The organism is Hyalangium versicolor (genome assembly GCF_020103695.1).
GTDB classification, from domain to species: domain Bacteria; phylum Myxococcota; class Myxococcia; order Myxococcales; family Myxococcaceae; genus Hyalangium; species Hyalangium versicolor.
The window spans coordinates 282813-306474 of the sequence record NZ_JAHXBF010000010.1 but is presented as its reverse complement, the minus strand read 5'-3'; the positions used below and the strand labels follow the sequence as shown (position 1 = coordinate 306474).

Genomic DNA, 23662 nt, shown 5'->3' with positions numbered 1-23662 from the left:
AGGTCGTCTCGCTCGTATGCGCTGACGCACCCAGGGCGCGGCGCGGTGGTGCACCACTTCTTCGAGGGCGGTACCTTCGAGTTCGGGAAGGCCCACCTGCCTGCTAGCAGGCGCCTACCTCAAGCACTGGGTTCTCTTCGACGAGGCGCGCGCTGGGCACTTCTGACGAAGGGTTCCTATAGGAAGGTCGGGGCTTGGGGTTTCGCTGGGCAGCATCCTCGCATGGCGCGTAGGCTGCCGCCGTGTCCCCGAGCCCCCCGTTGCTGGATGACATGCTGCTCTTCGCCGAGGTGGTGGCGACGGGAGGCATCACCGCCGCGGCCGAGCGCCTGAGCCTGCGCAAGTCGACGGTGAGCCGCCGGCTCGCGGCGCTCGAGGACCGGCTGGGAGTCCGTCTGCTTGAGCGCAACTCGCGCCGGCTGCGGCTTACCGAGGCGGGCCGGCAGTACCACGCGGACTGTGCGCGCCTCGTCGCCGAGGCCCGCGAGGTCAACCGGGCGCTGAGCGAGTCGCGCGACACGCCCCAGGGCACGCTGCGCATCGCGACCCTCTCGCTTCTCGGCGAATTGCTCACCCCGGTCATCGCCGAGTTCCTCCTGCGCCAGCCTCGGATGAGCGTGGAGGTCTCCCTCGCTCAGGCGCACGTGGATCTCATCGCAGAGGAGTACGATCTGGCCCTGCGCACCGGGCCACTGGCGGACTCCACATTGATCGCACGCCGGCTCGGGCATGTACGCACCGGCTACTACGCCAGCCCTGCCTATCTCAGCGGCCACGGCACGCCCCGGTCTCCCGAGGAACTTCAGGGACACGAGTGCGTCCTGCTGGCCGAGCCAGGCACCGATGAAATCTGGTTCTTTGGAGGAGGGAAGGGCGCACGGACGGTGCCGGTGAGCGGACGCCTGCGCGTGCCGAGTGTCCGTGCCGGCCAGGCCGCAGCGCGGGCAGGGCTGGGCGTGGTGCGGCTGCCCGCGTCCCTGGTCACCGAGGATGTGCGCGCCGGAATGCTCGTCCCCATCCTGGTGGCCGAGACGCCCCCAGGGATCCCCGTCTTCGCCGTCTATCCGAGCAGCCGCCAGCTCGCCCCCAAGGTTCGCGCCTTCCTGAGCCATCTCTCGGAGCGCAGCGCCGCAGTCCCCTGGGAGGGAGACGCCTCTCCGGCACCGTCACGGCCCCCACGGTCCCGCGGTTGAGGGGCCTTCGCGCAACGGTGCGTTCTTCCCGGGCCTCTCGTCCCTGACACCCCCCGCCGCTACATCTGCCGCGTACCCAGGCACGGTCCTCGAGGCCGTCGCCCATCGAGGAGGACACGTCATGGCAGGGGAAGTCATCGAGATCGGGGATGCGGAGTTCCAGCGGGAGGTGCTCGAGTCGAAGGAGCCGGTGCTGGTGGACTTCACGGCGACGTGGTGCCCTCCGTGCCGCGTCATTGCTCCGGTCCTCGACACCCTGGCCTCCGAGTACAAGGGCCGCATGAAGTTCACCAAGCTCAACGTGGACAACCACCAGCGGACGACGGAGGAGTACGGCATCCGCGCGATGCCGACCCTGCTCGTGTTCAAGGAGGGCAAGGTGGTGAAGCAGATCGTCGGTGCCGTGCCGCGCGCGAAGCTGGAAGAGGCGATTCGTCCGTTGGTCTAGGAAGGCAAGGGCGGCCGGGCCTTGTTAGAGTCCGCGCCCCATGCAATCTCTCCAAGGAAGGACAGCCCTCATCACGGGCGCAGGCGCGGGGATCGGTGAGGCTTGCGCCCTCTTGTTCGCGAAGGAGGGCGCCCGGCTCGTCTTGACGGGCCGCCGGCGTGATCGGCTCGAGGCGCTGGCGGCGAAGGTGGGGGTTCCCTCGCACATCGTCGAGCTGGATGTGCGCTCGCGCAGCGGTGTCGAGTCCGCGCTTGCCGCGCTGCCCGCCCCGTTCGCCGAGGTGGACATCCTGGTCAACAACGCCGGTCTGGGACTGGGCCTCGAGCCCGCCCAGAGCGCGTCGATGGATGACTGGGAGACCATGATCGACACCAACTGCAAGGGGCTCGTCTACGTGACGCGGGCGCTGCTGCCCGGCATGGTGCAGCGCAACCGCGGGCACATCGTGAACATGGGCTCGATCGCTGGCACGTTCCCGTACCCCGGTGGCAACGTCTACGGCGCGACCAAGGCCTTCGTGCACCAGTTCTCGCAGAACCTGAAGTCGGACCTGGTGGGCACGCGCGTCCGGGTCACGGATGTGGAGCCCGGCATGGTGGAGACGGAGTTCTCGATCGTGCGCTTCCGAGGTGACGCCGAACGCGCGAACAAGGTGTATGAGGGCATGGAGCCGCTCGTGGCCGCGGACATCGCGGACATCATCCTGTTCTGCGTGACACGCCCCGCGCACGTGAACCTGAACGTGGTCGAGGTCATGCCCGCGGACCAGGGCTTCGGGCCCACCCTCGTCAAGCGCCGGTAGAGCCCTCAGCGCCATGCTCGAATTCCTGCTCCACTTCTCGTCGATCCGCCCGCCCATCCGCATGGAGCGCATCCTCCGGGAGCACTTCACCGAGGGGCTCCTGGGTGAGCTGCATGCTCTGTCCAACCGGCTGATGGCCGAGGACCTGGAGCACTTCCGAGTGCATGCCCAGGCCAACGATCTCGTCTACGTGTTCCGCCGCACCGACACGGGCGCCATCGTCGGCTTCCAGTTCTGGCGCACCGCGCCCATGAAGTTGCCTCGGAGTCGCATCATCCTCGGGGGCAAGCTGCGGATCCTCCCCGAGTTCCGGCGCCATGGGCTGCACCTGCTCGCCGGGCTGGACTTCTTCCTCGTGAACGCGCTGCTCCACCCGTTGACGCGCCACTACCGGCTCTCGATCCCCAGCATCTTCGGGTTCGTGTCCATCACCGAGGCCCTGGCGCACTACGAGCTGTTCGATCCGAAGGCCTTGGGTGAAGAAGGCCAGGCCATCCGGGATGCGTTCCAGATGCTGGCCGAGCAGAGCCACTTCCGCATGGATCCGGAGACCGGCCTGTTCTTCGTCGACATCTATATGACGCCCGAGACGCTGAGCCGCTACCCGCCCGCCTTCTTCGAGAAGCCCGGCGCCCGGCGCTACGCCTCCGTCAACCCGGACTACCGCACGAATGGCTCCTACGTGGGCATGTGGTTCCGCTTCACGCCCGCCAACCTGCTCTCGGTGACGCGGACGGTGGCCCGCAGGCTCCGGCGCTCCCGGGCCTCAGGCTGAGCCCGGACTCACGGCTTGCCGCGAGTCCGCAGCACCTCGCGCAGCACCTCGTGGGCGCTGCGCAGCATCGTCACCGTGGTGTCCCAGTCCACGCAGGCATCCGTCACCGAGCAGCCATAGCGCAGCTGCGAGAGGTCCGCCGGGATGGGCTGACTGCCCGCCTCGATGAAGCTCTCCACCATGAGGCCCACCACGGAGCGGTTGCCCTCGCGGATCTGGTGGACCACGTCCCGCATCACCAGCGGCTGCAGCTCCGGCTTCTTCCACGAGTTGGAGTGCGAGCAGTCCACCACGATGTTGCGCGGCAGCTTCGCCTTCGACAGCCCCTGCTCCGCGAGCGCGATGGATACGGTGTCGTAGTTGGGCCGTCCGCCTCCGCCGCGCAGCACCAGGTGGCCGTACGCGTTGCCCGCGGTGCGGATGATCGCCGACGCACCGCTGTCATTCAGTCCCAGGAAGCTGTGCTTCCGCGACGCGGAGAGGATGCCGTTGACCGCCGCCTCCAGCGAGCCGTCCGTCCCGTTCTTGAAGCCCACCGGAGTGGACAGCCCGGACGCCATCTCGCGGTGCGTCTGGGACTCCGCCGTGCGCGCGCCGATCGCCGTCCACGACACCAGGTCCCCGTAGTACTGCGGCGCGATCGGATCGAGCGCCTCCGTCGCCGCCGGCAGGCCCAGCTCCGCCACGTCTCGCAGGAAGCGACGCCCTCGCTCCATGCCTTCCTCGATGTGGAAGGAGTCGTCCATCCGCGGATCGTTGATGAACCCCTTCCAACCCGTCGAGGTGCGCGGCTTCTCGAAGTACACGCGCATCACCACGTGGAGGGAGTCACGGACCTCGTCCGCCAGCTTGCGCAGCCGGCGCGCATAGTCCAGGCCCGCCACCGGATCGTGGATGGAGCAGGGGCCCACGATGACGAACATGCGCGGATCCTTGCGGTCCAGGATGTCCATCAGTGCCCGGCGGCCAGCGAGCACGGCCTCGGCGGCCCGCTCGGTCATCGGGACCCGCGCCTTGATTTCCACCGGCGAGGGCATGTGGTCAACGCCAACAACATTCAGGTTTTCGGTGCGCGCGGTCATGGGGCGGAGGCCATTCTATAGGGCCACGGCCACGAATGAGTGTCCCAAGATGGCGAAGCCTTCGAGCGGGCGGGCACAGGCGCGAAAAAGCCCTTGCGGTGCTCCCCAGCCTTCCATTAGCTCTACCCCCAGGTGCCGAGGGGCGCCTGGACCCGAAAAAGACGACGTCACCCTCGCTTCAGTGCAGCCCGACACGTTGTTCTCTGTGAGTTCCTTCCACGGCCCATGACTCGGGTGAGGGCCGGTTACGAGGGACTTGTCATGGGAACCGACTCTCGCGCCGCGCCGCGCCTCAACCTCCACGAGTGCAAGATCCGCGCGTCGCTCCTGCTCAAGGGGCTGGACTCGGCCGAGCTCGCGCGCGCCACCCGGGCCGCCGAGCGGTTGGGCACGCTCCCCGCCTTCTCCGGGCTGTCTCCCGCGCAGCTGATCGCCCGGAAGGACTCGGTGCGCCGCAAGCACGCACTGGCCGTGATCGCCCGCGAGCAGGGCTATGACTCCTGGGTCGAGCTGAAGCAGGCGCTCGGCGAGGAGACCTCACCCCGGTTCGACCCCGAGTCCTTCTTCACCTCGGCGGTGAGCTCCTTCCTCAACCATTGGTTCTCCTCGTACCCGGAGGCGCTCGCCGCGCTGCGGAAGGCAGGGGGCTTTCTCTTCCCCTTCCGCCAACAGTTCTTCGTCTGCGAGGCGGGCTTCCTGCGAGCACTGGGCGTGGATCCCGCCGATCCCGACTGGGAGCGGATGGGCCGCAACTGGGTGGAGCCGCTCGACATGGCCGCCCACGCGCGCCTCGAGCAGAAGCTCATCGCCCTCGGCTTCACGAACTGAGCCGTTCTCACGCCTCACCCACGAAAGGATCACCCGCATGTCCAGCCGCGCCGAGCTGAAGCGCGCCTATAAAGAGAAGCCTCCTCCCATGGGCGTGTTCGCCGTCCGCTGCCAGGTCCATGGCAAGGTGCTGGTGGGGTCCAGCCTGAACCTCCCCGGAGCGCTCAACCGCGTCCGCTTCCAACTCGACATGGGCTCTCATCCCTGTGTCGAACTCCAGGAGGACTGGCGGCGTCATGGATCCGACAGCTTCTCCTTCGAGGTGCTCGACGAGCTGCGACCCCCGGAGGATCCTGGCGCTGATCCGAAAGAGGAGCTGCGCGTGCTCGAAGCGCTCTGGCTCGAGCGGCTCCAACCCTACGGCGAGGCTGGCTACCACCGTCCTCCACAAGTAGGCACATAGGCGCTTCGAGCCCGATTTCCCGCCTCGCGGATCCGCTCCAACTGGAGAGATCTTCTCCAGAGAAATCAGAGATGGAGGTTTTGCGCCGCTTCCCGCTTTTCAGTACAGTTTCAGATATCGAGGATCACCATGCAAAACCGCCGAGAAGACAGCCAGACGCTCTCCAGTGAGTTGTTCTGCATGCGAGGCATCGGCATCCTGCTGGTGGTGCTCGTGCACGTGCTCGGCGTCGACGCGCAGCACGGCATCCGCAAGCTCTTCCCGCCCAACCGGATGGACCTTCGGCTCCTGGTGGAGGTCATCCACAGCTTCAACATGGCCGTCATGTTGATGGGCTCGGGCGTGGCGGCGGCGGCCTTCGGGCGGGAGTCTCCGCCGCTGCTCGACTTCATCCGCAAGAAGCTGAACAAGCTCTTCGTGCCGATGCTCGTCTGGGCGCCGGTGCTGTTCCTGATGCAGGAGCTGACGTGGGGCCTGCCGCACGGGTTCGAGGCGTGGACGAAGCTGCTGCTGCGCATGCCCACCACGTGGTTCCCGCCGTACTCCATCTTCTGGTTCGTGCATGCGCTGGTGGGCTGCACGCTGCTGACCTGGGCGTTCCGCAAGGTGGCGGGCGAGGCGCTGGGCCGCTGGCTGTGGCCGGCCTACTTCGGCATCACGATGGTGATGCACCTGGTGGCCAGCCCCTGGACGGAGGGCGGCACCGGCGTGCTCAACGAGTACGTCGAGCTGATCCTCTATTGGAACCGCTTCTTCGCCCTGGGCATTGTCGTCTTCCCGTGGCTGGCGTCGGTGCGCCAGTGGCTCACGGGCTCCTCGATTCCCATGCAGGCGCTGGTGCCGGCGGGCTTCATGGCGGCCATCATCGCCGTGTACGCGGTGCTCCCAGCGGAGCGGTACGCGCTGGTCGCCGCCATCAACGGGACGCTGGGCTTCTGCATGCTGTTCAGCCTGTCCGCCTTCCTGCGCAACCGCAGCGTGGAGTGGGGCACGGCGTGGAAGGGGGCCTGGCGCCGGCTCGTGTACACCGGCTCCATCAGCATGATCCTCTTCCTGTTCCACCTCTACTTCGTGTCGGGGATGCGCATCGCGCTGGAGCGCGTGCACCCGGAGACGATGGTCGGGGTGCACCTGGTGCTCGGCACCCTGGCGGGGTGCGTGGGCCCGTGGCTGCTGTACCTGCTCTTCAAGGGCCAGTCCTGGTTCCACTGGAGCGTGGGCATGTCCAAGCCCGCGCCCCGGTCAGCCACTCCGGCGGATCAATCCCGCGAGGGGCTCGCTTCCAGTCCGTGATTTGCGCGGCGTGAGGGCCCCAGCGTTCGTTGCCTTCCGAGCGCCGGGGCCGTGCTCCGGCCGCGTTACGGCTGGCAGATGTTGCGATCGTTCAGCGGGTTGATGTGGCCCTCGGCGTTGCCCGACAGGGACTTCGCGTAGATGCCGCCATCCCAGCTCCCGTTGTTGAAGGAGATGTCCGCGGAGGGCGCCAGCACCGTGCCGAAGATGCCGAAGCCGGTGGCGCTGATGCTCGTGGCCTCGAAGAAGTTGTAGACCACGCCGTGCTGGTCGATGCCGCCGCTGAACGAGGTGCCGCCGCCGACGATGTTGATCGCGGAGCCGCGGATGTTCACCACCACGAGCGAGCCGGCCGGAGCCTCGATGGACAGCAGCCGGGCCCCGTTGAAGGCGTTGCCGTCCAGGTCGAAGACGTTCACGCCGGTGCTCGTGCCGCGCAGCAGGATGCCGCCCCACGAGGTGCGCGTAGTGGACCCGTTGACCGTCATGCCGGCCAGCTGCACTGCGAGCTGGTTCAGCTCGGCGAACCGGGCGGCGAAGTTGATGGGCGTGCCCCGGGCCACGGAGCCCCGCGGATAGACGACGGTCCCGTCCGCGCTGTAGGTGCCGCCGTAGCGCGCATCGCCCCAGACGGCGCCGTGCTTGAGCGTCAGGTTGCCGCCGGCCACCAGCGTGTTGGCGGTGCTCCCGTTGTCCAGCCCCGCGCCCACCGCGAAGTGGGTGAGCGAGATGTTGCCGCCGGCCGCCACCTTGCCCACGACGTCATGGCCGCCCTCGTAGTTCTCGAGGAGGAACAGGTTGTAGTCGCTCAGGTGCAGGTCCACGCAGGTGTTGGTGGAGCAGGGGCCCACGGTGAGCTGACGGGTAGCGGTGGCCGCGTACCCGGAGTCGTCCTGTACGCGGTAGGTGACGGTGTACTGGCCCTGCTGGGACTGGTTGAGGTTGCTGGTGGTGGTGATGCGCGACGTCAGGTCTCCATCGCAGCGGTCCGAGGCGGTGGCGCCGGGATCCTGGTACGCCGGGCCATTGCACTGGAGGAAGTCCGGCCCGGGCTTCACCACGATCTGGGGCGCCAAGGTGTCGTGGACGGTTACCTTGCGCTGCACGGGCAGGGCCGTGTTGCCGGAGGAGTCCGTCGCGCTGTAGCTCAGCGGGTAGGAGCCCGGGGTGCCCATGTCCACCGAGCCGGTCCTGGTGAGGGTCGGGTTGGCATCGCACGTATCGGTCGCGGTGGCGCCCGGGTCGGCATAGGTGCCGCCCACGGTGCACTCCACCGTGTCGGTCTCCGAGCCCTTGAGGGTCATGTAGGGCGGCGCGGTGTCAGTCACCGTTACAACGCCGGTGCACGAGGAGGAGTGGCCCGCCTGGTCCGTGCAGGTCAGTGTCACGGAGGTGCTGCCAACGTTGAACGGGCCGGCCAGGCTCTGCGTGCAGCTCACGAGATCCCCGTCTGGATCATAGGAGCCGTTGTCGATGCTGGCCGCGGCCCCACAGGTAGCATCCGCCACCTTCGTCACGTTCTGGCAGAGCGCCACCGGTGCCTGGCTGACGGGAGGCTCGTTGGAGTGGGGCAGCTTGCAGAACGAGGTGCACGCGCCGACGTTGCCGGCGGGGTCATTGGTGCGGCCGTTGGCGACACCCAGGTCGCACTCCTCGCCCAGCTCTGCGTCCACGTGGCCGTCGCCGCACCAGTTGAGGTGGCACGAGTACGAGCAGGTCTCATCGGGCGCCTGGTTCGCTACCGCGGGCTGGCCATTGAGCAGGTCTCCCAGGTCGCACTGCCGGGCGGCCGTGCAGCTGGCGAGCCCGCAGCCCGCGCCCAGGGCCGACGCGCCGCGCACGAGGATGTACGGCGTGCTCACGTAGTGCGTCTCGTCCGGAGCGTTCACCAGGTAGTCCGAGTAGGGACGCTGGCCGGGGATGGGCTTGCCGGAGGCGCTCATCGCCAGCGCCGCGAAGGAGAAGTTGTGCTCCGGGAAGCGGGTGAATACCGAGCGCGCCGCGCACCCGTCACCGCGCAGGCCCGTGTCGGTGACATCTGCGGAGATCAGATTGTTGTTCATCTCCAGCATGTGCGCGCGGTCGGCGCAGTCCGGCACGCCCTGCACGGTGAAGAGGCCAAACGGCTCCAGCAGCGCCACCGGGGTAGGGGTACGCGTGTTCTGGTACGCGCAGCCCAGCGCGATGTACATGCCGGTGCGCTTCTGCACCGAGTTGAGGACGAATTGGATGGCGTTCTCCACCAGCAGCGGCGTGTGGTTGTGCGTCGGATCCGTGCTGAGGAGGGCCACGTCGCCGTCGACGATCTCTCCCCAGACGTTGCGCGTCTCCAATGCCGCCTGGAAGGAGGCCTCGCTGCTGCGGCACTCCGAATCGCCGATGATGAGGGCGCGGTAGGACATGAACTGCTGCGCCGTCATCGCCTTCCACTGCGCCGGCGTCACCACGTCGATCTGCGCGGTGGGAGCCACGGCCGCCACGGCCAGCGCCTCGCGACTGGTGAGCCCCCCACTCACGCTGCTGCCCAGGATCAGCACCTTGTTGGTGCTGTTGACCTGCTGGTGTGTCGCGTTCACCGTCGCCGACCCACCATCTCCGGCTTGTCCACAGGAGATGAGCGTCCAGGCGACAACCGACAAGAAAACACTCCCCACGGCACTCAGCTTCATCTGGCATCCCCCACGAATGCGCAGGACCTCAAGGGTCCGTTTTGAAACCACCCCCGCCCTGGACTTCCGGGCGGTTCCCCGACAGCCAGAAGGTGGCTTCCCGTCGGGGGGTGTGGGGAACGTTGAGTCGGAGGGGTAGTACCGCAACCTCGCTCCGACACTGTGTGTTGAGAAGTCGAAGGCCTTTCGGCTTTTGCCTGATTCTCTGTCTCGGCGCGATCACTCGATCTGTTCGAGAGACACGCTCTGGGAGTGCAGAGGTCAGGCGCCAACAGTCTGGCGGTTGGAGGCCAGCTTGATGACGTTGACCATCAGGTCCTTCACCCGGCGCGGCTTGTTGCCCCCGTTGTCGCGGACGATCTTGTCGATGTCGTCGGTGGGCGAGTGGTACTCGGGGATGAGATCGCCTCCGCCGTTGGGGTTGGAGAGGCCCTCGAAGAGGAAGAGCACGTCCTCGCCCTTGCGCGTGAAGACGGCGCCGTCCTGCCGGTCCCGGTACTGGTTGATGTCCTGGTTGAGACGGTCGAACGGATCAGCCAGCTGCTCGTTGGCCTTGTTGACGACCTCCCGGAAGTAGGTGGCCTGGCCCTTGGAGTTGGTGTCGATGACGGACAGCCGCTGATCATCCCACCGGCCCACCATGTCCATGTTCACCACGCCGGCGATGTTCTTCAGCCCGAGGCCCGGGATGGGGTGGTCCACGAAGTACTGGGAGCCGACCAGGCCCTTCTCCTCGGCGCCGGTCCACAGGAAGAGCACCGAGCGATCCAGCTCGCCGCGCTTCTGCGCCTCGGCCAGCTCGGGGATCGAGGACATGAGCACCGCGCTGCCCGAGGCGTTGTCGTCTGCTCCGTTGTTGACGACGCCTCCCCGGCCCGTGCCGATGTGGTCCAGGTGGGCCATGACGACGATGACCTCGTCCTTGTGGGGCCCGGTGCCCGGCAGCATGGCCATGGTGTTCTGCGCCATGCCGTCCACCTGGGCCACCTCGCGCAGTTGGTCCACGCTCATCGGTCCGGAGCGCGGCGCCAGCGGCCTGCCAGTGGCCTTCATCGTCTCCTCATAGCGCTGGGTGAGCAGCTCGCGGGTCTCCGCAGGCATGTCCTTGTCCAGGTAGAAGCCCTCGTCGAACACCTCGTTGCCGAAGTTCTTGTGCTCGTGTCCGGCTGCTGCGGCGGCGCCATGGGAGCCCTCGCTCGGCGCGCCTGCGAAGGAGAAGACCTGGAACTTCTGCTGGTAGGGGTCCGCGGGGTTCTGCGTGTTGGGACCGACCAGGCCGTACTTCTTGGCCAGCTGCTCCGCATAGGCGGAGGCGGCGCTCAGGCCCTCCGAGGGGCTGTCGCGGCCCTTCAACTCGTCCGAGGCCAGATAGGTGATGTGCTTCATCGGATCCGAGTCATCCCCGGCGGGCTGCGGAGGCGGCGGCTGCTCGCCCTTGGGGGTGACGGTGAGGCCCCAGCTGTTGAGTGTGCCGGTGTCCTGGGCCGAGGTGTCCTGCACCTTGAGCGTCCACGTGCCGGCGGCCTTCTCGCCCGCGAACGCGGACAGATCGAAGGTGCCCTGGATGTTGTCGGCGCTGCCTCCCTCCTTATTGGAGATGACGGCGCTCTTGCCGGAGGGGCTCGTCAGCGAGACGACGAGATCCCCGCGATACGGATGGGTGATGTCCAGGTTGAGCTTGAGCGAGTCCACCGTCGCGTCCCCGGTGAGCGCCAGGGTGGAGGTGACCGTCTTGTTGTCCTCGATGGGGGCGCGGGGCGTGACGCTCTGGGAGATGGGGGCTCCGGCGGTGGGCGTCGCGGCGCGGGGAAGCGGAGCGGCGGGGGGAGCGCCATCGAGCGCCACGCGAGGACGCGCGGTCTGCGGAGTGGACGAGGCGCCCTCGAAACCATCTGCGGACTTCAGGAGGAGCCGTGCGTCCGGGCCTGCGCGCCCCGGCGCGGACCCTGCCACGCGGTTGTTGAGAGCCTGGACGGGCTCTCGCTGTGAGCTAACTCCTTGAATTTTCTCGTTGATTCGCGTGGCCATGACGGGGTTCCTGATGTGCGGCTGTGTGTGCCTGAGTTATCGCAGGTGGGATTTTGTAGGTTTCTTCTCGCGTCATTATTTCTGCGGCAACCGGCCGAGTTCCCGCGCCAGAGTTCCGCGCGGAACCCTCCCAAGAGGTTGCGATGACGTGGCTGCCGTATGCCCTGCTGTCGGCCGCTTTCGCGGCGGCGACGGCGATCCTGGCGAAGATCGGTGTGGCGGGAGTGCCGTCGAACCTGGCGACGGCCATCCGGACCGGAGTGATCCTGGTGTTCGCGTGGGGCATCGTCCTGGCGCGAGGCGAGCATCAGGCTCTGGCGTCGCTCAGCCGGAAGACGGTGCTGTTCCTGGTGCTGTCGGGCATCGCTACGGGGCTGTCGTGGCTGGCCTACTTCCGAGCGCTACAACTGGGGCCTGCCTCGCGGGTGGCGCCGATCGACAAGCTGAGCCTGGCGATGACGCTGGTGCTCGCGGTGGGGGTGTTGGGGGAGCCCTGGACGTGGAAGCTGGTGCTCGGCGTGGGCCTCATGGTGGTGGGAGCCCTGCTGACCTTGAATTAACGGGCGATGGGCACGGCAGGGAGCAGCTTGCCTATCCCATGGTGCTACCAGTCCACCTGCTCGTCGGAGCCCCCAAACGCGGCTGGGAAGCCCTTGAAATGAGGCAGGCCATCCTTGATGGGTAGCAGTGCATGTTGGCACTGCATGTGGAACGTGGGCTTGAACATGCCCGGAGGGAGCAGGAGCGCGGTGACGCCACGAATTCCCAGGCCGGGAGGCTCGGCGAACATTCGGGTGCCACACTCCCGGCAAGAGGTGCGTGGGGTGACCTTCCGCTTGCACATGCCGAGCTCGCCGCGGACGAGCCGGGTGGCGGGAATGCGGTACATCACGGCAGGCACATAGGCAGCGCCGTGCACCGCCTGGCAGTCGTCGCAGTGGCAGTAGAGCTGCGCGATCGGTTCACCGGTAAGCTCCAGTTGAACTGCGCCGCAGAGACACTGGACGAGGGTCGTGGCCATGGGCCCCGGTCTTACCAGAGGTCGAAGCGCCAGGCGGCGAGCTCGCCTGGCCAGCTCTCACAACAAGACATCACGGCGATACCGCTCGGGTTGTATGTCCTCGCTCATACCTTCATCACGTCTCAAGGGAGGATGGCGAAGGCGCGCGCCGGGAAGCCCAGCCCCTTCTCCACCTTGGGCCACGTCACCACGATGAGCGCGCCTGCCGGAGGCACCTGGTCCAGGTGGGCCATGACCTCGATCTGATAGTGCCCCTGGGTCAGCACCCACGTCTCCGACTCCATCGTCTGGGTGGTGTCAGTGTCGAGCGACTCGTGTCCGATGGCCTTGATCTGGCGCTGCTCGAAGAGGAATTTGACGGCGGCCAACGACCAGGCGGGGAACGGTGAGCGCTTGAAGCGCTCGGGGTTGCTCCAGTCCTTGGACAGGTCCGTGCGCAGTGCCGCGAAGGCTCCCGCCGGAACCCGGCCGTTCTTCTTCTCCCACTCCTGGATGTCCTGGACCGTGAGCGCGTGGTTGGGATCCTTGCCGAGCAGTGGGGTGATGTCGAAGACCACCAGCGGCAGGATCATGTCCTGGAGCGGGATGCGATCCATGGTGATCCCGTCCTTGTGGAAGTGAGCGGGCGGATCCACATGCGTCCCATACTGGCCCACGAAGGAATAGAACGTGGTCCGGAAGCCGTCCTCCTTCAGGGTGTAGGGCCGGTAGGTGCTCGGGTCCGCCGCCGCGGTGAAGCTGGCCTGGCCAAAGCCCTGCCACACCGGGGTGCTGGGGCTGAAGCTGTGGGTGAGATCGACGAACTTGCGGGTGGAGAGGACCTTGTAGGCCTCGGCCAGAGTGGGTCCGTCGGCGTGCGCGGCCGTTGCTCCCAGGATGCACGCCACCAGGAGCAGGTGATTCGCCGGGACCTTCTTCTGGAACACAGCCTTGAACATGGGTGGGACGCCTCCGCTGAAAGGGGCGTCCAGGCTACTGTGAGTCAGGCCGGCGCTGGCCACTTCTGACGGGCCCACGTCTTGAAATCGGTGGTGGGCACGCCCAGGGCCTGTGCTTGCTCGGGAGTGGCCGGGCTCCCCACTTCGTTCATCCATTCTTGTCCGCGCACGAACTCGGGCATGAGCCCCTGAGCAATCGCCTCTGTGGGGGACAGATCCGGTGCCTCGATCCGCTTGCCCCAGACTTCCGAGAGAATGGCAGCGGCTTCGCGCATCGTCAGCAGCTCGCCGGCGAGTTCGAGCTCGACCTTGTTGAACTTCTCTGGAGCGTTGATGGCCGCGGCGCAAGCCGTGCCGACATCCTGCACCGTGACGCAAGCGACCTTCTTGTCTGGCGCGAGGGCCGTCAGCAACCGGTCGTCGACGAAGTTCGCGAACAGAAAGGAGGGGCGGACGAAGTTCTCCATGAAGAAGGACGGCTTGAGGAGGGTCCAGAAGGGGAAGCCGGCGCTTCGCACGAGCTCTTCCGTGGCGGCCTTGGTCTCCCAGTAGCGTTCGTTCCAGCCCTTCCAGCGCCCCTCCTTCCAACCCGGTGCGCTGCGATGGTGGTCACCCGTGCCCGAGACCGAGGTGTGGATGAAGTGCGTGACGTGGGCGGCTTTCGCGACCTCCACCAGGTTCCTTCCGTGAACCCGCTCGGAGTCCGATGCCAGATCCTTCAGGTTGGGAGTCTGCACCGAGAAGACCGCGTACGCTCCGGTGCAAGCCGCCAGCAGCGATTCTCTGTCATCCAGGTCGCCGAGCACGAGGGTGGCACCGAGTGCTTTCAAGGCCTCGGCGCCCTGTGAGTGAAGGTCTCGCACCAGCGCTCGTACGGGTGTCCCCTGCGCGAGAAGGGCTCGCGCCGCCGCACCGCCCTGCCTGCCGGTGCCACCCGTCACCAGGACGGAACGACGGTTCTGCTCAGCGGTCATGGAAGTCTCCTGAGTGGGTCGTCAGCATCGCAACTGCTTCGTTGCTTTAATGAGCGGGTGCGCGGAACGCAACTTCTTCGTTGCGATGGGGGCAACGGGGGCGTTGCCGGGCGTCAGGTGCGCCTTAAGATGTCGAGGCATGACGAGCCCCCCTCGAGCCAAGCAACTGCGCGGCGAGCCGCTGGTCGCGAAGATCCTCGAGACGACGCTCAGCGAGATCGCGCGCGTGGGCTACGAGAACCTGTCCATCGAAGAGGTCGCCGAGCGCGCTGGGGTCAACAAGACCACGATCTATCGCCGGTGGCCGACACCCGAGGCCCTCGCCATCAGCGCCTTCGAGCGAGTCTCCGACCAGGATCCCTTCTCCAACACGGGGTCGCTGCAGGGCGATCTGATGGATTACCTCCGACGCTATCGAGAGGTGTGCCGTTCACCCGCGATGTTGTCCCTGATGCGGATGCATCTGGGCGGCGGCGGGAGTGGCAAGATCGACGCGCTGATTCGAGAGCTGACGGAGAAGAGTGACTGCGACACGCTCGTGATGTTCCAGCGGGCTGTCGAGCGCGGGGAACTCCCGAGCGATACGGATACGGAGTTGATACGCGATCTGGTGCTTGGAAGTGCGCAGCACCTCATCCTCTTCCGTCAGGAACAGTGCACGGACGAGAGGCTCCAACGGCTCGTGGAGATCATGCTCTATGGCGCGGTGAGCGGAGGGCGCACTCCCAAAGCCCGGCGCCTTCGTTCAGGCCAACGATAGATGACGCAGCGTGACTCCGTGAGCCAGCGGGGAGGATCCACCGGATGAAGTCGCATGCCATCATGATGGACAGGGCCGGGCCGCCGGAGGTGTTGACGTGGCGGTCCGTGGAGCTTCCCCCACTGCGCCCGGATGAGGTGCGGCTGCGCACGCTCGCCGCGGCAGTGAACCACTCGGACCTGGAGATCCGCGCGGGGACCTGGCCTTTGTTGCCCGAGTCTCCGTTCCCCTATGTGCCGGGCCTGGAGGCTGTCGGGGAGATCGTCGGCATCGGCAGCGACGTCTCGGGGCTGGTCGTGGGGCAGCGGGCGTGGACCATGATGCAAGGGCTCGGGGGTGTCCGTGCGGAGCGGCCTGGGGGTTACGCCGAGCACGTCACCGTCGCGGCCAGCGCTCTGGCTCCTTTGCCGGACGAGCTCGATCCAGTGGAGTTCGCCGCGGTAGGGCTGGCGGGCGTGACGGCCTATCAGGGGTTGGCGCAGATCGGGCCGCTGGACCAGCGGCGGCTCGTGGTGACGGGCGCGGGTGGGGGAGTGGGCTCCGCCGCCGTGGCGCTCGCGAAGATGCAGGGCGCGTGGGTTCTGGCGGTGGCGTCTCGCCCGGAGCAGCAGGCCTATCTCGCGGAGCTCGGTGCGGATGAGGTGGTGGTAGCGCGAGCCGCCGAGCCGCTTCGAGCCGCGCTGCCAGAGCGGAGTGTCGACGCGGTGTTCGACACCGTCGCCGGGCCGCTGTTCCCAGTGCTCGTCAAGGCGCTGCGTCACTCGGGACGACTCAGCGTCGTGGGCGCCATGGCGGGTAACGATGCCGTGTTCGATGTCTGGGATCTCCTGCTCGGCATCACCCTGACGGGGTACTCCACCGAGGACCTCGATGGCGCTGCGCTGCGCGAGGCGACCCGAGTGCTCGTCGATGGCCTGCGGGCCCGCAGGTTGCGAGTCCCCGCGCGGACCCTCGTGCCCATCCGAGAAGCCTCGCGTGCCCACGCCATGCTGGAGCGGCATGAGGTCAGCGGGCGCATCGTGCTCGTGCCGGAGGCAGGCTGAGGTTCGGGGGCACTTCGTTCGCAAGCCGATAAAGCGTGAGAGCACGCTTGAGCCGCATTGCGGTCTGAAGCACGTTCCAGGCCTTCACCTCACACCGGGGGGCATCATGAGATACGTGGACGGCTTCGTTGTGCCAGTACCCAAGAAGAACCTGAAGGACTATCGCCGCCTGGCCCAGAAGGCGGGCAAGGTCTGGAAGGAGTACGGAGCGCTCGAGTACATCGAGTGCGTCGCGGACGACGTGAAGCCGGGCAAGGTCACGTCCTTCCCACAGGGCGTCAAGCTCAAGTCGGACGAGGTCGTGGTGTTCTCGTGGATCATCTACAAGTCGCGCGCGCAGCGCGACCGCATCAACAAGAAGGTGATGGCGGACCCGCGGCTGAAGGCCATGGACCCGAAGGGCATGCCCTTCGACGCCAAGAGAATGGTCTACGGCGGCTTCAAGACGATGGTGGAGCTCTGACCGGCTGACGGCGTGGGGCCCTCGTTGAACGGGTGCCCTGTCGGCGGAACGTGAGCCAACTGGTATGACAAGTGGACCAGTTGGGCCAGGCCGCGCCCGGCAGGCCTCCTTCACTGTTCGTCAGAGGGTTCCGTGCCAGACACCGGTCACTTCGAATCGCTGGGCTGGATGGAGCCACCGGGCTTCGCGGGCCGGGAGGTGCGCGTCTTCGTGCCCCCCGGCTTCGAGCCGCAGGTGCCCACCCCGGCCCTCTTCCTCTTCGACGGCCAGAACGTCTTCGACGGGCCTCCGGGGCAGGATGAGGGCTGGTTCGTTCACCGGGCCGTGGACGGGCTCGACCGGCGCTGGAACGTGGCGCCGTTGGTGGTGGCCATCCCCAGCGGCGCGTCCTGGTCCGAACGCGAAGACGAGCTGACGCCCTGGCCCACCGATGGCCGTGGCGGACGTGCCGACGCCTTCCTCGACTGGGTGACCCAGGAAGTGGTGCCTCGCACGCGCCAGCGCTTCCTGCTTCCGGAGGGAGCGCTTGGGGCCGTGGTGGGCGGAAGCTCCTGGGGAGGACTGCTTGCCCTCCATGCTCACTTCGCGTTCCCGCACCTCTTTGGCGGAGCGCTCTCTCTGTCGCCCAGTTGCTGGGTGGCCCATTTCGCCATCTTCGAGTCACTGCGCCGCCGTGCGCGCCCCTCGTTCAGCCGCATCTACATCGACTGCGGGGGCCGAGAAGCCGAGGGCCGGATGCTTCCACCCGCCGCAGCCCTTGCCGAGGAACTTCGCTCTCGCGGCTACTCGCGAAGCCAGTTGTGGTGGCGGCCGGATCCTCCGGCGGACCACAACGCACAGGCGTGGCGAAGGCGGCTGCCCCGTGCGTTGCGCTTCATGTTCCGGCGCGGGCCTCGCCCAGGCAGGTCAGGTCCGCGGTGAGGGGAGGGATGCGACGTAGCCATCGATCGCCGCGAACGTGCTCTGGGGCTGTTCGAGCTGCGGCAGGTGGCCGGCGCGCGGGATGAGCTCGAAGCGGGCATTCGGAAAGGCCCGTGCGAGTGCGCGTCCATAATCCGGAGTGACGATGCGGTCGCTTTCGCCCCAGAGCACGAGGACGGGGACGCGGACCTGCCCGAGCCGCTCCAGGAGCGCCGGGTCGTGCATGTAGGGGTCGCCCGCGATGACTCTCAAGGTCGCCATGTTCGCCTGCTGCCGGGCCTTCTGCTCCGGAGGGACCGTGGCGGGATCGACGTAGAAGCGGTCCGCATCGTGGTAGGCGTGCTCGGCGATAGCGCGAGGGGTCAGGGTGAAGAGGTTGCGGATCGGCTGCCCTTCGATCGCGACACCCACCGAGTTGATCAGCACGAGCCCGCTGATGAGGCCTTTACTGTCGCGGAGCGCCATCTCGGAGGCGAGCCATCCGCCGATCGAGGAGCCGACGACGAGGACATCCCGAAGGCCCTCGGCTTCGAGGAGCTGAAGGTAGGCGTCCGCGAGGTCTCCGATGCGGGTGAGAGACTCGGGCCTCAAGGTGCCGTTCCACCCCGGATGGGTTGGGCTGAGCACGTGGAAGGTTCGGGCAAGGTGCTCGCTGAGGCTCTGCACGGTGATGGGTCCACCTCCCCCGTGCAGGACGAGTGCGGTGCGGCCGGTACCGGCCTCTGTCAGCAGGATCGACAGCTCGGGACGCAGTTGCGCGGTGCGCGTCGATGTCATCGGAGTCGATTCATTGGCCATCCGGGAGCCGTTAGCACCCAACCCGATAGAGGTCCAGCTGACGAGGGCTCCTGCGCCTCGCACCGGGAGCCGTGTGCTTGACAGGGAGGATGATGATCGTCATCATCCTTCGGTCTGGATGATGATTGTCATCCAGATGATCCGCCTTCTCTTCTGCTCCAAGGAGCCTCGCCATGCCGATGATCGACGTGTACGCAGCAGCTGACCTCTTCCCCGCTGGCGCCGATCGGCAGCTCGGCGAGGAGCTCACCCTGGCCGTTCTTCGCGCGGAAGGAGTGGCAGCTCCCGGGCCCTTCCACCTTCACAACACCGCCGTGTACATCCACCGCCTGCCGTCCTCGGCGGTGCAGACAGCAGCTACCGCCGCGGCTCGCACCGTGCGCATTCAGGTGGTGACTCCTCCGGCATCGTTGTCCCGTCAGGGCCAGAAGCAGCTCGTCAAGGAAGCCACGGAGATCGTCACGAAGCTCTCCGGTGATTCGACCCAGGCCAGCCGCACGTGGGTGCTGCTGACCGAGGCCGCCGAAGGGGGCTGGGGAATTTCCGGTACCGCCTTTGGGCGGGAGGAGTTCGCTGAGCTGGCCGCCAAGGCTCGGGCCGCGAAGTAGTCGGCCGGCTCATTCCAACTGGGCCTTCAACTCCTCAGCGGCGGACTTGAGGATCTCCCGGGAGAGCTTTTCGTCGTTCACCGCCCGGGCCAGCGACACCGCGCCGACCAACGCGGACAGCGCGGCGATGGCCTTCGTCCTCTTCTCTTTCTGCGACTCGCCTGCGATCAACCGGGTGAGCAGATCCAGGTACGTGCCGACCTGCCGAGTGTAGGCGGACCGTGCCCGGTCGTTGCTGCGGGCCACGTCGCCCGCCAGGGTCGTGACGGCACAGCTCGTCGCCAGCCCATCGCGGTGGGCAGTGCTCAGGTAGCCATCCACCAGCCTGGCCAGCGGGGCCTGCTTGATCTGCTCCACGGCCTCCACGGCCCGTCCCCCGTCCTTCAGCGCGCGCTCGATCGCTTCGGCCACCAACTGGTCGCGAGAATCGAAGTGCCGGTAGAAGCCGCCGTGGGTCAGCCCGGCTTCCTTCATGAGGTCGGCCACGCCGATGCCATCGACACCAGCCTCGCGGAACCGGGATGCAGCCACCCGCACGATGCGCTCGTGGCTCTCGTCCTTCTCTGCCTTGGAATGGCCCATCCGTGAATCGCTCCTGACGTGGATGACGATCGTCATGCAGGATGACGCCCCCGTCAATGCCTACCCGCTGGGAGCTCCAGGAGGGCCGGGTGGACGGAGGTCAGCCGACCTGCCAGGGAGTTGACCCGGGGGCAAGGCTGGGTGACGTTGAAGCTCCTGTGACGACTCCGGAGAGCGGTACCGCCACGAAACCCCAGCGCCATCTGGGCATGGTGCGGTGGTTCCACCCCGCGCAACTCATGCGCACCAGCCTGGATGCGATCGTCTCGGCCGTGTTCGGCGTGCGCGCCGATCAGCGGCTGGTCGAGTCCGTGGTGCGGCCCCAGGAGCCCTACTTCGACTACTCGCAGGTGGAGGACGGAGAGGGCAGCTTCTGGATGGACTACGTGGCCGACACCGGAGACGGCTGGGATTCCACCTACTGCATCGCCCGGTTGCTGGCGCTGCCGACGCTGGAGGTGGGCACGAAGGGTGGCACCCGATACGTCACCCCGCGAGGCCGCGTGCTCATCTTCGGTGGAGACGAGGTGTACCCGGGAGCCAGCCGCGAGACGTACGAGGAGCGGCTCATCTATCCCTACGAGTCGGCCATGCGCCGCTCGCACCCTCCGAGCCCGGACCTGTTCGTCATCCCGGGCAACCATGACTGGTATGACGGGCTGGCCTCATTCATGCGCCTGTTCTGCGCCCACCGCTGGGTGGCGGGCCGGCGCACGCGGCAGAGCCGCAGCTACTTCGCGCTGAAGCTGCCGCAGGGCTGGTGGCTGCTGGGCACGGACGTGCAGCTCAACAGCGACATCGACGTGCCGCAGGTGGAGTACTTCCGTGCGGTGGCGGCGCTGATGGGTCCGAAGGATCGCGTCATCCTGTGCAACGCCGAGCCCGCGTGGATCAGTGCCACCGCGACGAAGCGCCGCCGCGGCTACCTGGAGAGCAACCTCGAGTACCTGCAGGAGAAGGTGCTGGGCAAGCGCATCAGCGTCTTCATCGCGGGGGATCTTCACCACTACCGCAGGCACGAGGATTCCGAGGGGAAGCAGAAGATCACCGCCGGAGGAGGAGGCGCCTTCCTGCACCCCACCCACGCGCCTCCGGCAAAGGAATTGCTGGACGGCTACGTGCTGAAGAAGAGCTTTCCGGACGAGAAGACGTCCCGGCGGTTGGCGTGGAACAACCTGTGGATCCTGCGCTACAGCCCGCTGTTCGGGCTGATGACAGGGACGCTGTACCTGCTGCTGGCACTGGCGGCCTACGCGGAGGTCGGCCACATGGGGCTGTCACGGATCCTCGATGTGTTGGGCGCCGTGGGGCAGGCCATGGTGCTCCGGCCGCTGACGATGGTGATGGGGGTGGCCACCATGGGCGGGCTCGCGGTCTCCGCGGATGCAGCCTTCGGTCGGTGGAGGCTGCTGGCCGGTGCTCTCCACGGATTGGGCCACATCGTGGGCGCGTTCTTGTGTGCCTGGGGCGCCAGCTACTTCGTGGTCAGCGTGCTGGGAGTCTGTCCGGAACTGGCGGCGGATGGGCTGACGTGCACGGGAGGCTGGTTCCATCTGGCCGGCCGGTTCCTGCTGAACGTGCTGTTCACCTTCCTGGGAGGCTACCTGGTCGGGCCTCTCGTGGTGGGCATCTACATGCTGGTGAGCGTCAACGGCTTCATGGCCCACTCCAACGAGGCCTTTGGAGGACTGGCCTCGCCGGACTGGAAGAACTTCCTGCGCCTGCGCATCGATCCGGATGGCAGCCTGACCATCTTCCCCGTGGGCGTCGAGCGTGTGCCCCGCAAGTGGAAGCAGACGCACGCGGGTCCCTACGCACCGGCCTTCGAGCCCGATGACTCGAAGGCCACCGAGCCCGCGCTCATCGAAGAGCCCCTGCGGATCACCTGAGCCCGTGCGGGAGGCTGGGGCTCACTTCGGCTGCCGGATGCGGGTCAGCCCCTCTTGCGTGACGGAGGCCACCAGCCGGCCGTCGCGCGTGAAGATGCGCCCGTTCGCCAGCCCTCGCGCATTGCCGGACCAGGGGCTCTCCATGGAGTACAGGTGCCAGTCGCTCATGCGCAGGTCCCCGTGGATCCAGAGCGCGTGGTCCAGGCTGGCGATCTGCAACTCGGGCTGCAGGATGCTGTGGCCGTGTGGCAGCACGGCGGTGGAGATGAGGCTGAAGTCCGAGGCGTAGGCCAGCAGGTAGCGGTGGACCTGCGGATCCTCCGGGAGGTCGCCGTTGGCACGGAACCAGATGTGCTTGACGGGCTCGGCCGGCTGACGTGCGAACGGGTCCATGTAGTTGACCGGACGCATCTCGATGGGCTTCTCGCCCAGGAGCTTCTCGCGCACCCGCTCAGCGAGCCGGTGGGCATTGCGGCTCAGCAGCTCGATGTCCGAGGGGAGCCCCTCGGGGCCGGCCACCTGGGGCATGGTGGCCTGGTGGGTGAACCCCGGCTCCTCGCCGTGGAAGGAGGCCATCCCGGTGAAGATGGGCTGGCCCTTTTGGATGGCCACCACGCGCCGGGTGCTGAAGCTGCCTCCGTCGCGCACGCGGTCCACGGTGTAGACCACGGGCATGCCGGCATCGCCGGGACGCAGGAAGTAGCCGTGCAGCGAGTGCACGTGGCGCGAGGGCTCGACCGTCTTGCTGGCCGCGGACAGCGCCTGGCCTAGCACCTGGCCTCCGAACAACTGCCGGTAGCCGAGATCCTGGCTGCGGCCGCGGAACAGGTTCTCCTCGATGGGTTCCAACTCGAGGAGCGCCAGCAGATCATTCAACACACGACTCATCGATGTATCACCTTCAGCCCAGCACGAGGGGCAGCGCCTTATAGCCGAAGCTCACCTGCGCGGCGCGCTGTCTCACCCCAGGCTCCACGCCTCGCTCCAGCGTGGCGAATCGATCGAGAAACGCACTCAGAGTGATGCGCGCCTCGAGCCGGGCCAGCGGCGCGCCCAGGCAGTAATGGGTGCCGAGCCCGAAGCCCAGGTGCTGGTGGTTGGTGGGGCGCTCGGGCCGGAACGTGTCGGGATCCTCGAAGACGGCTGGGTCCCGGTTCGCGGCGCCGTAGACGATGTCCACGAGTTCGCCCTCGCGGATGTCCACGTCTCCGATGCGCACGGGCCGTGTCGTCACCCGGGGCAGGCGCTGCACGGGGCTCTCGTAGCGCAGCACCTCTTCGATGATGGGCTCCACGCGCGAGCGGTCCTCGCGGGCCTGGCGCCAGAGCTCCGGGCGGTCGGCGAGGATGGCCATCATGTTGCCGATGAGGTTGGTGGTCGTTTCGTTGCCGGCGATGAGCAGCACGGCGACGAAGCTGCGAATCTCGGCATCCGACAGGGCGGCCCCTTCGACATCGGCCACCGTGAGGGCGGAGATGAGGTCCTCCCTCGGCTGCTTGCGGCGCTCGGCGATCGCCTGGCCCAGGTAGGCCATCATCTCCTGGGTCTTCCGCGCGCGCTCCTCCGCCGGCATTCCGGCGTAGGAGACCACGGCCTCCGACCAGAGCTTGAAGGAGGGGTAGTCCTGGTCCGGCACGCCCAGCATCGTGGCGATGACGCGCATGGGGAGGGGAACGGCATAGGCGGACATGAACTCCGCCGAGCCCTTGCCCATGGAGTCGAGCAGCTCGAACGCAATGCGGCTGATCCAGTCGGAGAGAGAGGCGATCCGCTGCGGGCTGAACACCTTGCTCACGAGCCGCCGCAGGTGGGTGTGGTGGGGCGGGTCATCGTGGAGCAGTGCCAGCTTGGGGATCGTCTTGAGCACCTGAGGCGTCTGCGAGGAGAAGGTCGCCGGATCTCGGATGGCGGCGAGCACGTCCGCGTGGCGCATCAGCGCCCAGGCGTACAAGGGCTCGGTCCTTCCCGTGAGCGGGCCGGCCGGCAGGCGCAGGTAGCGCACGGGGTTGGGACCCCGAAAGGCTCGGTACGCAGGGTAGGGGTTGGCAATCCCCTCAGGGGCGCCGAGCACGTCGGGTGTGAGCGAGGAAGGAGCGTCCATGACGCTCATCAGACTTCAAGCAGTGTCATGCCGACAACACTTG

General features: G+C 67.2%; 24 protein-coding genes. 14 read left to right on the top strand and 10 right to left on the bottom strand.

Annotated elements, in window-relative coordinates; genetic code table 11:
* Window positions 1–272: 272 nt before the first annotated feature.
* The 4 genes from KY501_RS22335 to KY501_RS22320 all read left to right on the top strand — a co-directional run bounded on the left by KY501_RS22335 (window position 273) and on the right by KY501_RS22320 (window position 3218).
* Window positions 273–1193: a LysR family transcriptional regulator gene (locus KY501_RS22335; RefSeq protein WP_255636769.1), complete on the top strand. Its 921-nt coding sequence runs from the start codon at window positions 273–275 to the stop codon at window positions 1191–1193.
* Window positions 1194–1314: 121 nt separating this feature from the next.
* Complete coding sequence (gene trxA, locus KY501_RS22330) at window positions 1315–1641, top strand: thioredoxin (RefSeq protein WP_224365259.1); 327 nt, start codon at window positions 1315–1317, stop codon at window positions 1639–1641.
* Window positions 1642–1681: 40 nt separating this feature from the next.
* Window positions 1682–2443: an SDR family NAD(P)-dependent oxidoreductase gene (locus tag KY501_RS22325; protein ID WP_224365258.1), complete on the top strand. Its 762-nt coding sequence runs from the start codon at window positions 1682–1684 to the stop codon at window positions 2441–2443.
* Between the two features lie 13 nt (window positions 2444–2456).
* Window positions 2457–3218 (top strand): hypothetical protein, encoded by a 762-nt coding sequence (locus KY501_RS22320; protein WP_224365257.1) that lies wholly within the window; start codon window positions 2457–2459, stop codon window positions 3216–3218.
* An 8-nt stretch (window positions 3219–3226) separates the two neighbouring features.
* On the opposite strand, the gene KY501_RS22315 is transcribed toward KY501_RS22320, so the two are convergent.
* Window positions 3227–4300 (bottom strand): 3-deoxy-7-phosphoheptulonate synthase, encoded by a 1074-nt coding sequence (locus KY501_RS22315; RefSeq protein ID WP_224365256.1) that lies wholly within the window; start codon window positions 4298–4300, stop codon window positions 3227–3229.
* 261 nt (window positions 4301–4561) lie between these two features.
* Between KY501_RS22315 and KY501_RS22310 the strand changes: the two genes are divergently transcribed.
* From KY501_RS22310 to KY501_RS22300, 3 genes are all read left to right on the top strand, one after another.
* Complete coding sequence (locus KY501_RS22310) at window positions 4562–5128, top strand: hypothetical protein (protein WP_224365255.1); 567 nt, start codon at window positions 4562–4564, stop codon at window positions 5126–5128.
* 37 nt (window positions 5129–5165) lie between these two features.
* Window positions 5166–5531: a GIY-YIG nuclease family protein gene (locus KY501_RS22305; RefSeq protein ID WP_224365254.1), complete on the top strand. Its 366-nt coding sequence runs from the start codon at window positions 5166–5168 to the stop codon at window positions 5529–5531.
* Window positions 5532–5660: 129 nt separating this feature from the next.
* Window positions 5661–6824, top strand: a complete 1164-nt coding sequence (locus tag KY501_RS22300; RefSeq protein ID WP_224365253.1) for an acyltransferase family protein — start codon at window positions 5661–5663, stop codon at window positions 6822–6824.
* A 65-nt stretch (window positions 6825–6889) separates the two neighbouring features.
* Here KY501_RS22300 and KY501_RS53660 read toward each other — a convergent pair whose 3' ends face one another.
* Together KY501_RS53660 and KY501_RS22285 are read right to left on the bottom strand one after the other, a co-directional pair.
* A complete protein-coding gene (locus KY501_RS53660) occupies window positions 6890–9463 on the bottom strand; it encodes a choice-of-anchor A family protein (RefSeq protein ID WP_304608630.1) in 2574 nt (857 codons plus the stop codon).
* A gap of 291 nt (window positions 9464–9754) precedes the next feature.
* Window positions 9755–11521, bottom strand: coding sequence for a M28 family peptidase (locus tag KY501_RS22285; RefSeq protein WP_224365252.1), 1767 nt, complete (start codon window positions 11519–11521; stop codon window positions 9755–9757).
* A 143-nt stretch (window positions 11522–11664) separates the two neighbouring features.
* Here KY501_RS22285 and KY501_RS22280 point away from each other — a divergent pair, with 143 nt between their 5' ends.
* The gene (locus tag KY501_RS22280; protein WP_224365251.1) at window positions 11665–12081 is read left to right on the top strand and encodes an EamA family transporter; all 417 of its coding nucleotides are present in this window, start codon (window positions 11665–11667) and stop codon (window positions 12079–12081) included.
* 44 nt (window positions 12082–12125) lie between these two features.
* Here KY501_RS22280 and KY501_RS22275 read toward each other — a convergent pair whose 3' ends face one another.
* The 3 genes from KY501_RS22275 to KY501_RS22265 all read right to left on the bottom strand — a co-directional run bounded on the left by KY501_RS22275 (window position 12126) and on the right by KY501_RS22265 (window position 14454).
* Window positions 12126–12542, bottom strand: a complete 417-nt coding sequence (locus KY501_RS22275) for a GFA family protein (RefSeq protein WP_224365250.1) — start codon at window positions 12540–12542, stop codon at window positions 12126–12128.
* A gap of 122 nt (window positions 12543–12664) precedes the next feature.
* Complete coding sequence (locus KY501_RS22270; RefSeq protein WP_224365249.1) at window positions 12665–13480, bottom strand: cyclase family protein; 816 nt, start codon at window positions 13478–13480, stop codon at window positions 12665–12667.
* 44 nt (window positions 13481–13524) lie between these two features.
* Window positions 13525–14454, bottom strand: coding sequence for an NmrA family NAD(P)-binding protein (locus KY501_RS22265; RefSeq protein WP_224365248.1), 930 nt, complete (start codon window positions 14452–14454; stop codon window positions 13525–13527).
* A 139-nt stretch (window positions 14455–14593) separates the two neighbouring features.
* Between KY501_RS22265 and KY501_RS22260 the strand changes: the two genes are divergently transcribed.
* The 4 genes from KY501_RS22260 to KY501_RS22245 all read left to right on the top strand — a co-directional run bounded on the left by KY501_RS22260 (window position 14594) and on the right by KY501_RS22245 (window position 17641).
* The gene (locus tag KY501_RS22260) at window positions 14594–15214 is read left to right on the top strand and encodes a TetR/AcrR family transcriptional regulator (protein WP_224365247.1); all 621 of its coding nucleotides are present in this window, start codon (window positions 14594–14596) and stop codon (window positions 15212–15214) included.
* Between the two features lie 44 nt (window positions 15215–15258).
* Complete coding sequence (locus KY501_RS22255) at window positions 15259–16257, top strand: quinone oxidoreductase family protein (protein WP_224365246.1); 999 nt, start codon at window positions 15259–15261, stop codon at window positions 16255–16257.
* Between the two features lie 106 nt (window positions 16258–16363).
* Complete coding sequence (locus KY501_RS22250) at window positions 16364–16720, top strand: DUF1428 domain-containing protein (protein WP_224365245.1); 357 nt, start codon at window positions 16364–16366, stop codon at window positions 16718–16720.
* Window positions 16721–16852: 132 nt separating this feature from the next.
* Window positions 16853–17641, top strand: a complete 789-nt coding sequence (locus KY501_RS22245) for an alpha/beta hydrolase (RefSeq protein WP_224365244.1) — start codon at window positions 16853–16855, stop codon at window positions 17639–17641.
* Here KY501_RS22245 and KY501_RS22240 read toward each other — a convergent pair.
* A complete protein-coding gene (locus KY501_RS22240; protein WP_224365243.1) occupies window positions 17627–18418 on the bottom strand; it encodes an alpha/beta fold hydrolase in 792 nt (263 codons plus the stop codon). The two genes, KY501_RS22245 and KY501_RS22240, sit on opposite strands and share 15 nt — an antisense overlap.
* Window positions 18419–18612: 194 nt before the next feature.
* On the opposite strand from KY501_RS22240, the gene KY501_RS22235 reads away from it, so the two are divergent.
* Window positions 18613–19047 (top strand): tautomerase family protein, encoded by a 435-nt coding sequence (locus tag KY501_RS22235; protein WP_224365242.1) that lies wholly within the window; start codon window positions 18613–18615, stop codon window positions 19045–19047.
* Between the two features lie 9 nt (window positions 19048–19056).
* On the opposite strand, the gene KY501_RS22230 is transcribed toward KY501_RS22235, so the two are convergent.
* Entirely contained in the window at window positions 19057–19629 is a 573-nt protein-coding gene (locus KY501_RS22230; RefSeq protein ID WP_224365241.1) for a TetR/AcrR family transcriptional regulator, read from the bottom strand.
* A 209-nt stretch (window positions 19630–19838) separates the two neighbouring features.
* Between KY501_RS22230 and KY501_RS22225 the strand changes: the two genes are divergently transcribed.
* Entirely contained in the window at window positions 19839–21518 is a 1680-nt protein-coding gene (locus KY501_RS22225; protein ID WP_224365367.1) for a metallophosphoesterase family protein, read from the top strand.
* Between the two features lie 21 nt (window positions 21519–21539).
* Here KY501_RS22225 and tesB read toward each other — a convergent pair whose 3' ends face one another.
* Window positions 21540–22406: an acyl-CoA thioesterase II gene (tesB, locus tag KY501_RS22220; RefSeq protein ID WP_224365240.1), complete on the bottom strand. Its 867-nt coding sequence runs from the start codon at window positions 22404–22406 to the stop codon at window positions 21540–21542.
* Between the two features lie 13 nt (window positions 22407–22419).
* Window positions 22420–23619 carry a cytochrome P450 gene (locus KY501_RS22215; RefSeq protein ID WP_224365239.1) on the bottom strand — a complete coding sequence of 400 codons (1200 nt, stop codon included), beginning with the start codon at window positions 23617–23619 and terminating at the stop codon, window positions 22420–22422.
* Window positions 23620–23662 lie beyond the last annotated feature (43 nt).

Bases quoted from the DNA above. Each gene is read 5' to 3' on its own strand.
- KY501_RS22335 (WP_255636769.1), top strand. From the start codon at position 273: ATGCTGCTCTTCGCCGAGGTGGTGGCGACGGGAGGCATCACCGCCGCG.
- trxA (WP_224365259.1), top strand. From the start codon at position 1,315: ATGGCAGGGGAAGTCATCGAGATCGGGGATGCGGAGTTCCAGCGGGAG.
- KY501_RS22325 (WP_224365258.1), top strand. From the start codon at position 1,682: ATGCAATCTCTCCAAGGAAGGACAGCCCTCATCACGGGCGCAGGCGCG.
- KY501_RS22320 (WP_224365257.1), top strand. From the start codon at position 2,457: ATGCTCGAATTCCTGCTCCACTTCTCGTCGATCCGCCCGCCCATCCGC.
- KY501_RS22315 (WP_224365256.1), bottom strand. From the start codon at position 4,300: ATGACCGCGCGCACCGAAAACCTGAATGTTGTTGGCGTTGACCACATG.
- KY501_RS22310 (WP_224365255.1), top strand. From the start codon at position 4,562: ATGGGAACCGACTCTCGCGCCGCGCCGCGCCTCAACCTCCACGAGTGC.
- KY501_RS22305 (WP_224365254.1), top strand. From the start codon at position 5,166: ATGTCCAGCCGCGCCGAGCTGAAGCGCGCCTATAAAGAGAAGCCTCCT.
- KY501_RS22300 (WP_224365253.1), top strand. From the start codon at position 5,661: ATGCAAAACCGCCGAGAAGACAGCCAGACGCTCTCCAGTGAGTTGTTC.
- KY501_RS22285 (WP_224365252.1), bottom strand. From the start codon at position 11,521: ATGGCCACGCGAATCAACGAGAAAATTCAAGGAGTTAGCTCACAGCGA.
- KY501_RS22280 (WP_224365251.1), top strand. From the start codon at position 11,665: ATGACGTGGCTGCCGTATGCCCTGCTGTCGGCCGCTTTCGCGGCGGCG.
- KY501_RS22275 (WP_224365250.1), bottom strand. From the start codon at position 12,542: ATGGCCACGACCCTCGTCCAGTGTCTCTGCGGCGCAGTTCAACTGGAG.
- KY501_RS22270 (WP_224365249.1), bottom strand. From the start codon at position 13,480: ATGTTCAAGGCTGTGTTCCAGAAGAAGGTCCCGGCGAATCACCTGCTC.
- KY501_RS22265 (WP_224365248.1), bottom strand. From the start codon at position 14,454: ATGACCGCTGAGCAGAACCGTCGTTCCGTCCTGGTGACGGGTGGCACC.
- KY501_RS22260 (WP_224365247.1), top strand. From the start codon at position 14,594: ATGACGAGCCCCCCTCGAGCCAAGCAACTGCGCGGCGAGCCGCTGGTC.
- KY501_RS22255 (WP_224365246.1), top strand. From the start codon at position 15,259: ATGAAGTCGCATGCCATCATGATGGACAGGGCCGGGCCGCCGGAGGTG.
- KY501_RS22250 (WP_224365245.1), top strand. From the start codon at position 16,364: ATGAGATACGTGGACGGCTTCGTTGTGCCAGTACCCAAGAAGAACCTG.
- KY501_RS22240 (WP_224365243.1), bottom strand. From the start codon at position 18,418: ATGACATCGACGCGCACCGCGCAACTGCGTCCCGAGCTGTCGATCCTG.
- KY501_RS22235 (WP_224365242.1), top strand. From the start codon at position 18,613: ATGCCGATGATCGACGTGTACGCAGCAGCTGACCTCTTCCCCGCTGGC.
- KY501_RS22230 (WP_224365241.1), bottom strand. From the start codon at position 19,629: ATGGGCCATTCCAAGGCAGAGAAGGACGAGAGCCACGAGCGCATCGTG.
- KY501_RS22225 (WP_224365367.1), top strand. From the start codon at position 19,839: ATGGTGCGGTGGTTCCACCCCGCGCAACTCATGCGCACCAGCCTGGAT.
- tesB (WP_224365240.1), bottom strand. From the start codon at position 22,406: ATGAGTCGTGTGTTGAATGATCTGCTGGCGCTCCTCGAGTTGGAACCC.
- KY501_RS22215 (WP_224365239.1), bottom strand. From the start codon at position 23,619: ATGGACGCTCCTTCCTCGCTCACACCCGACGTGCTCGGCGCCCCTGAG.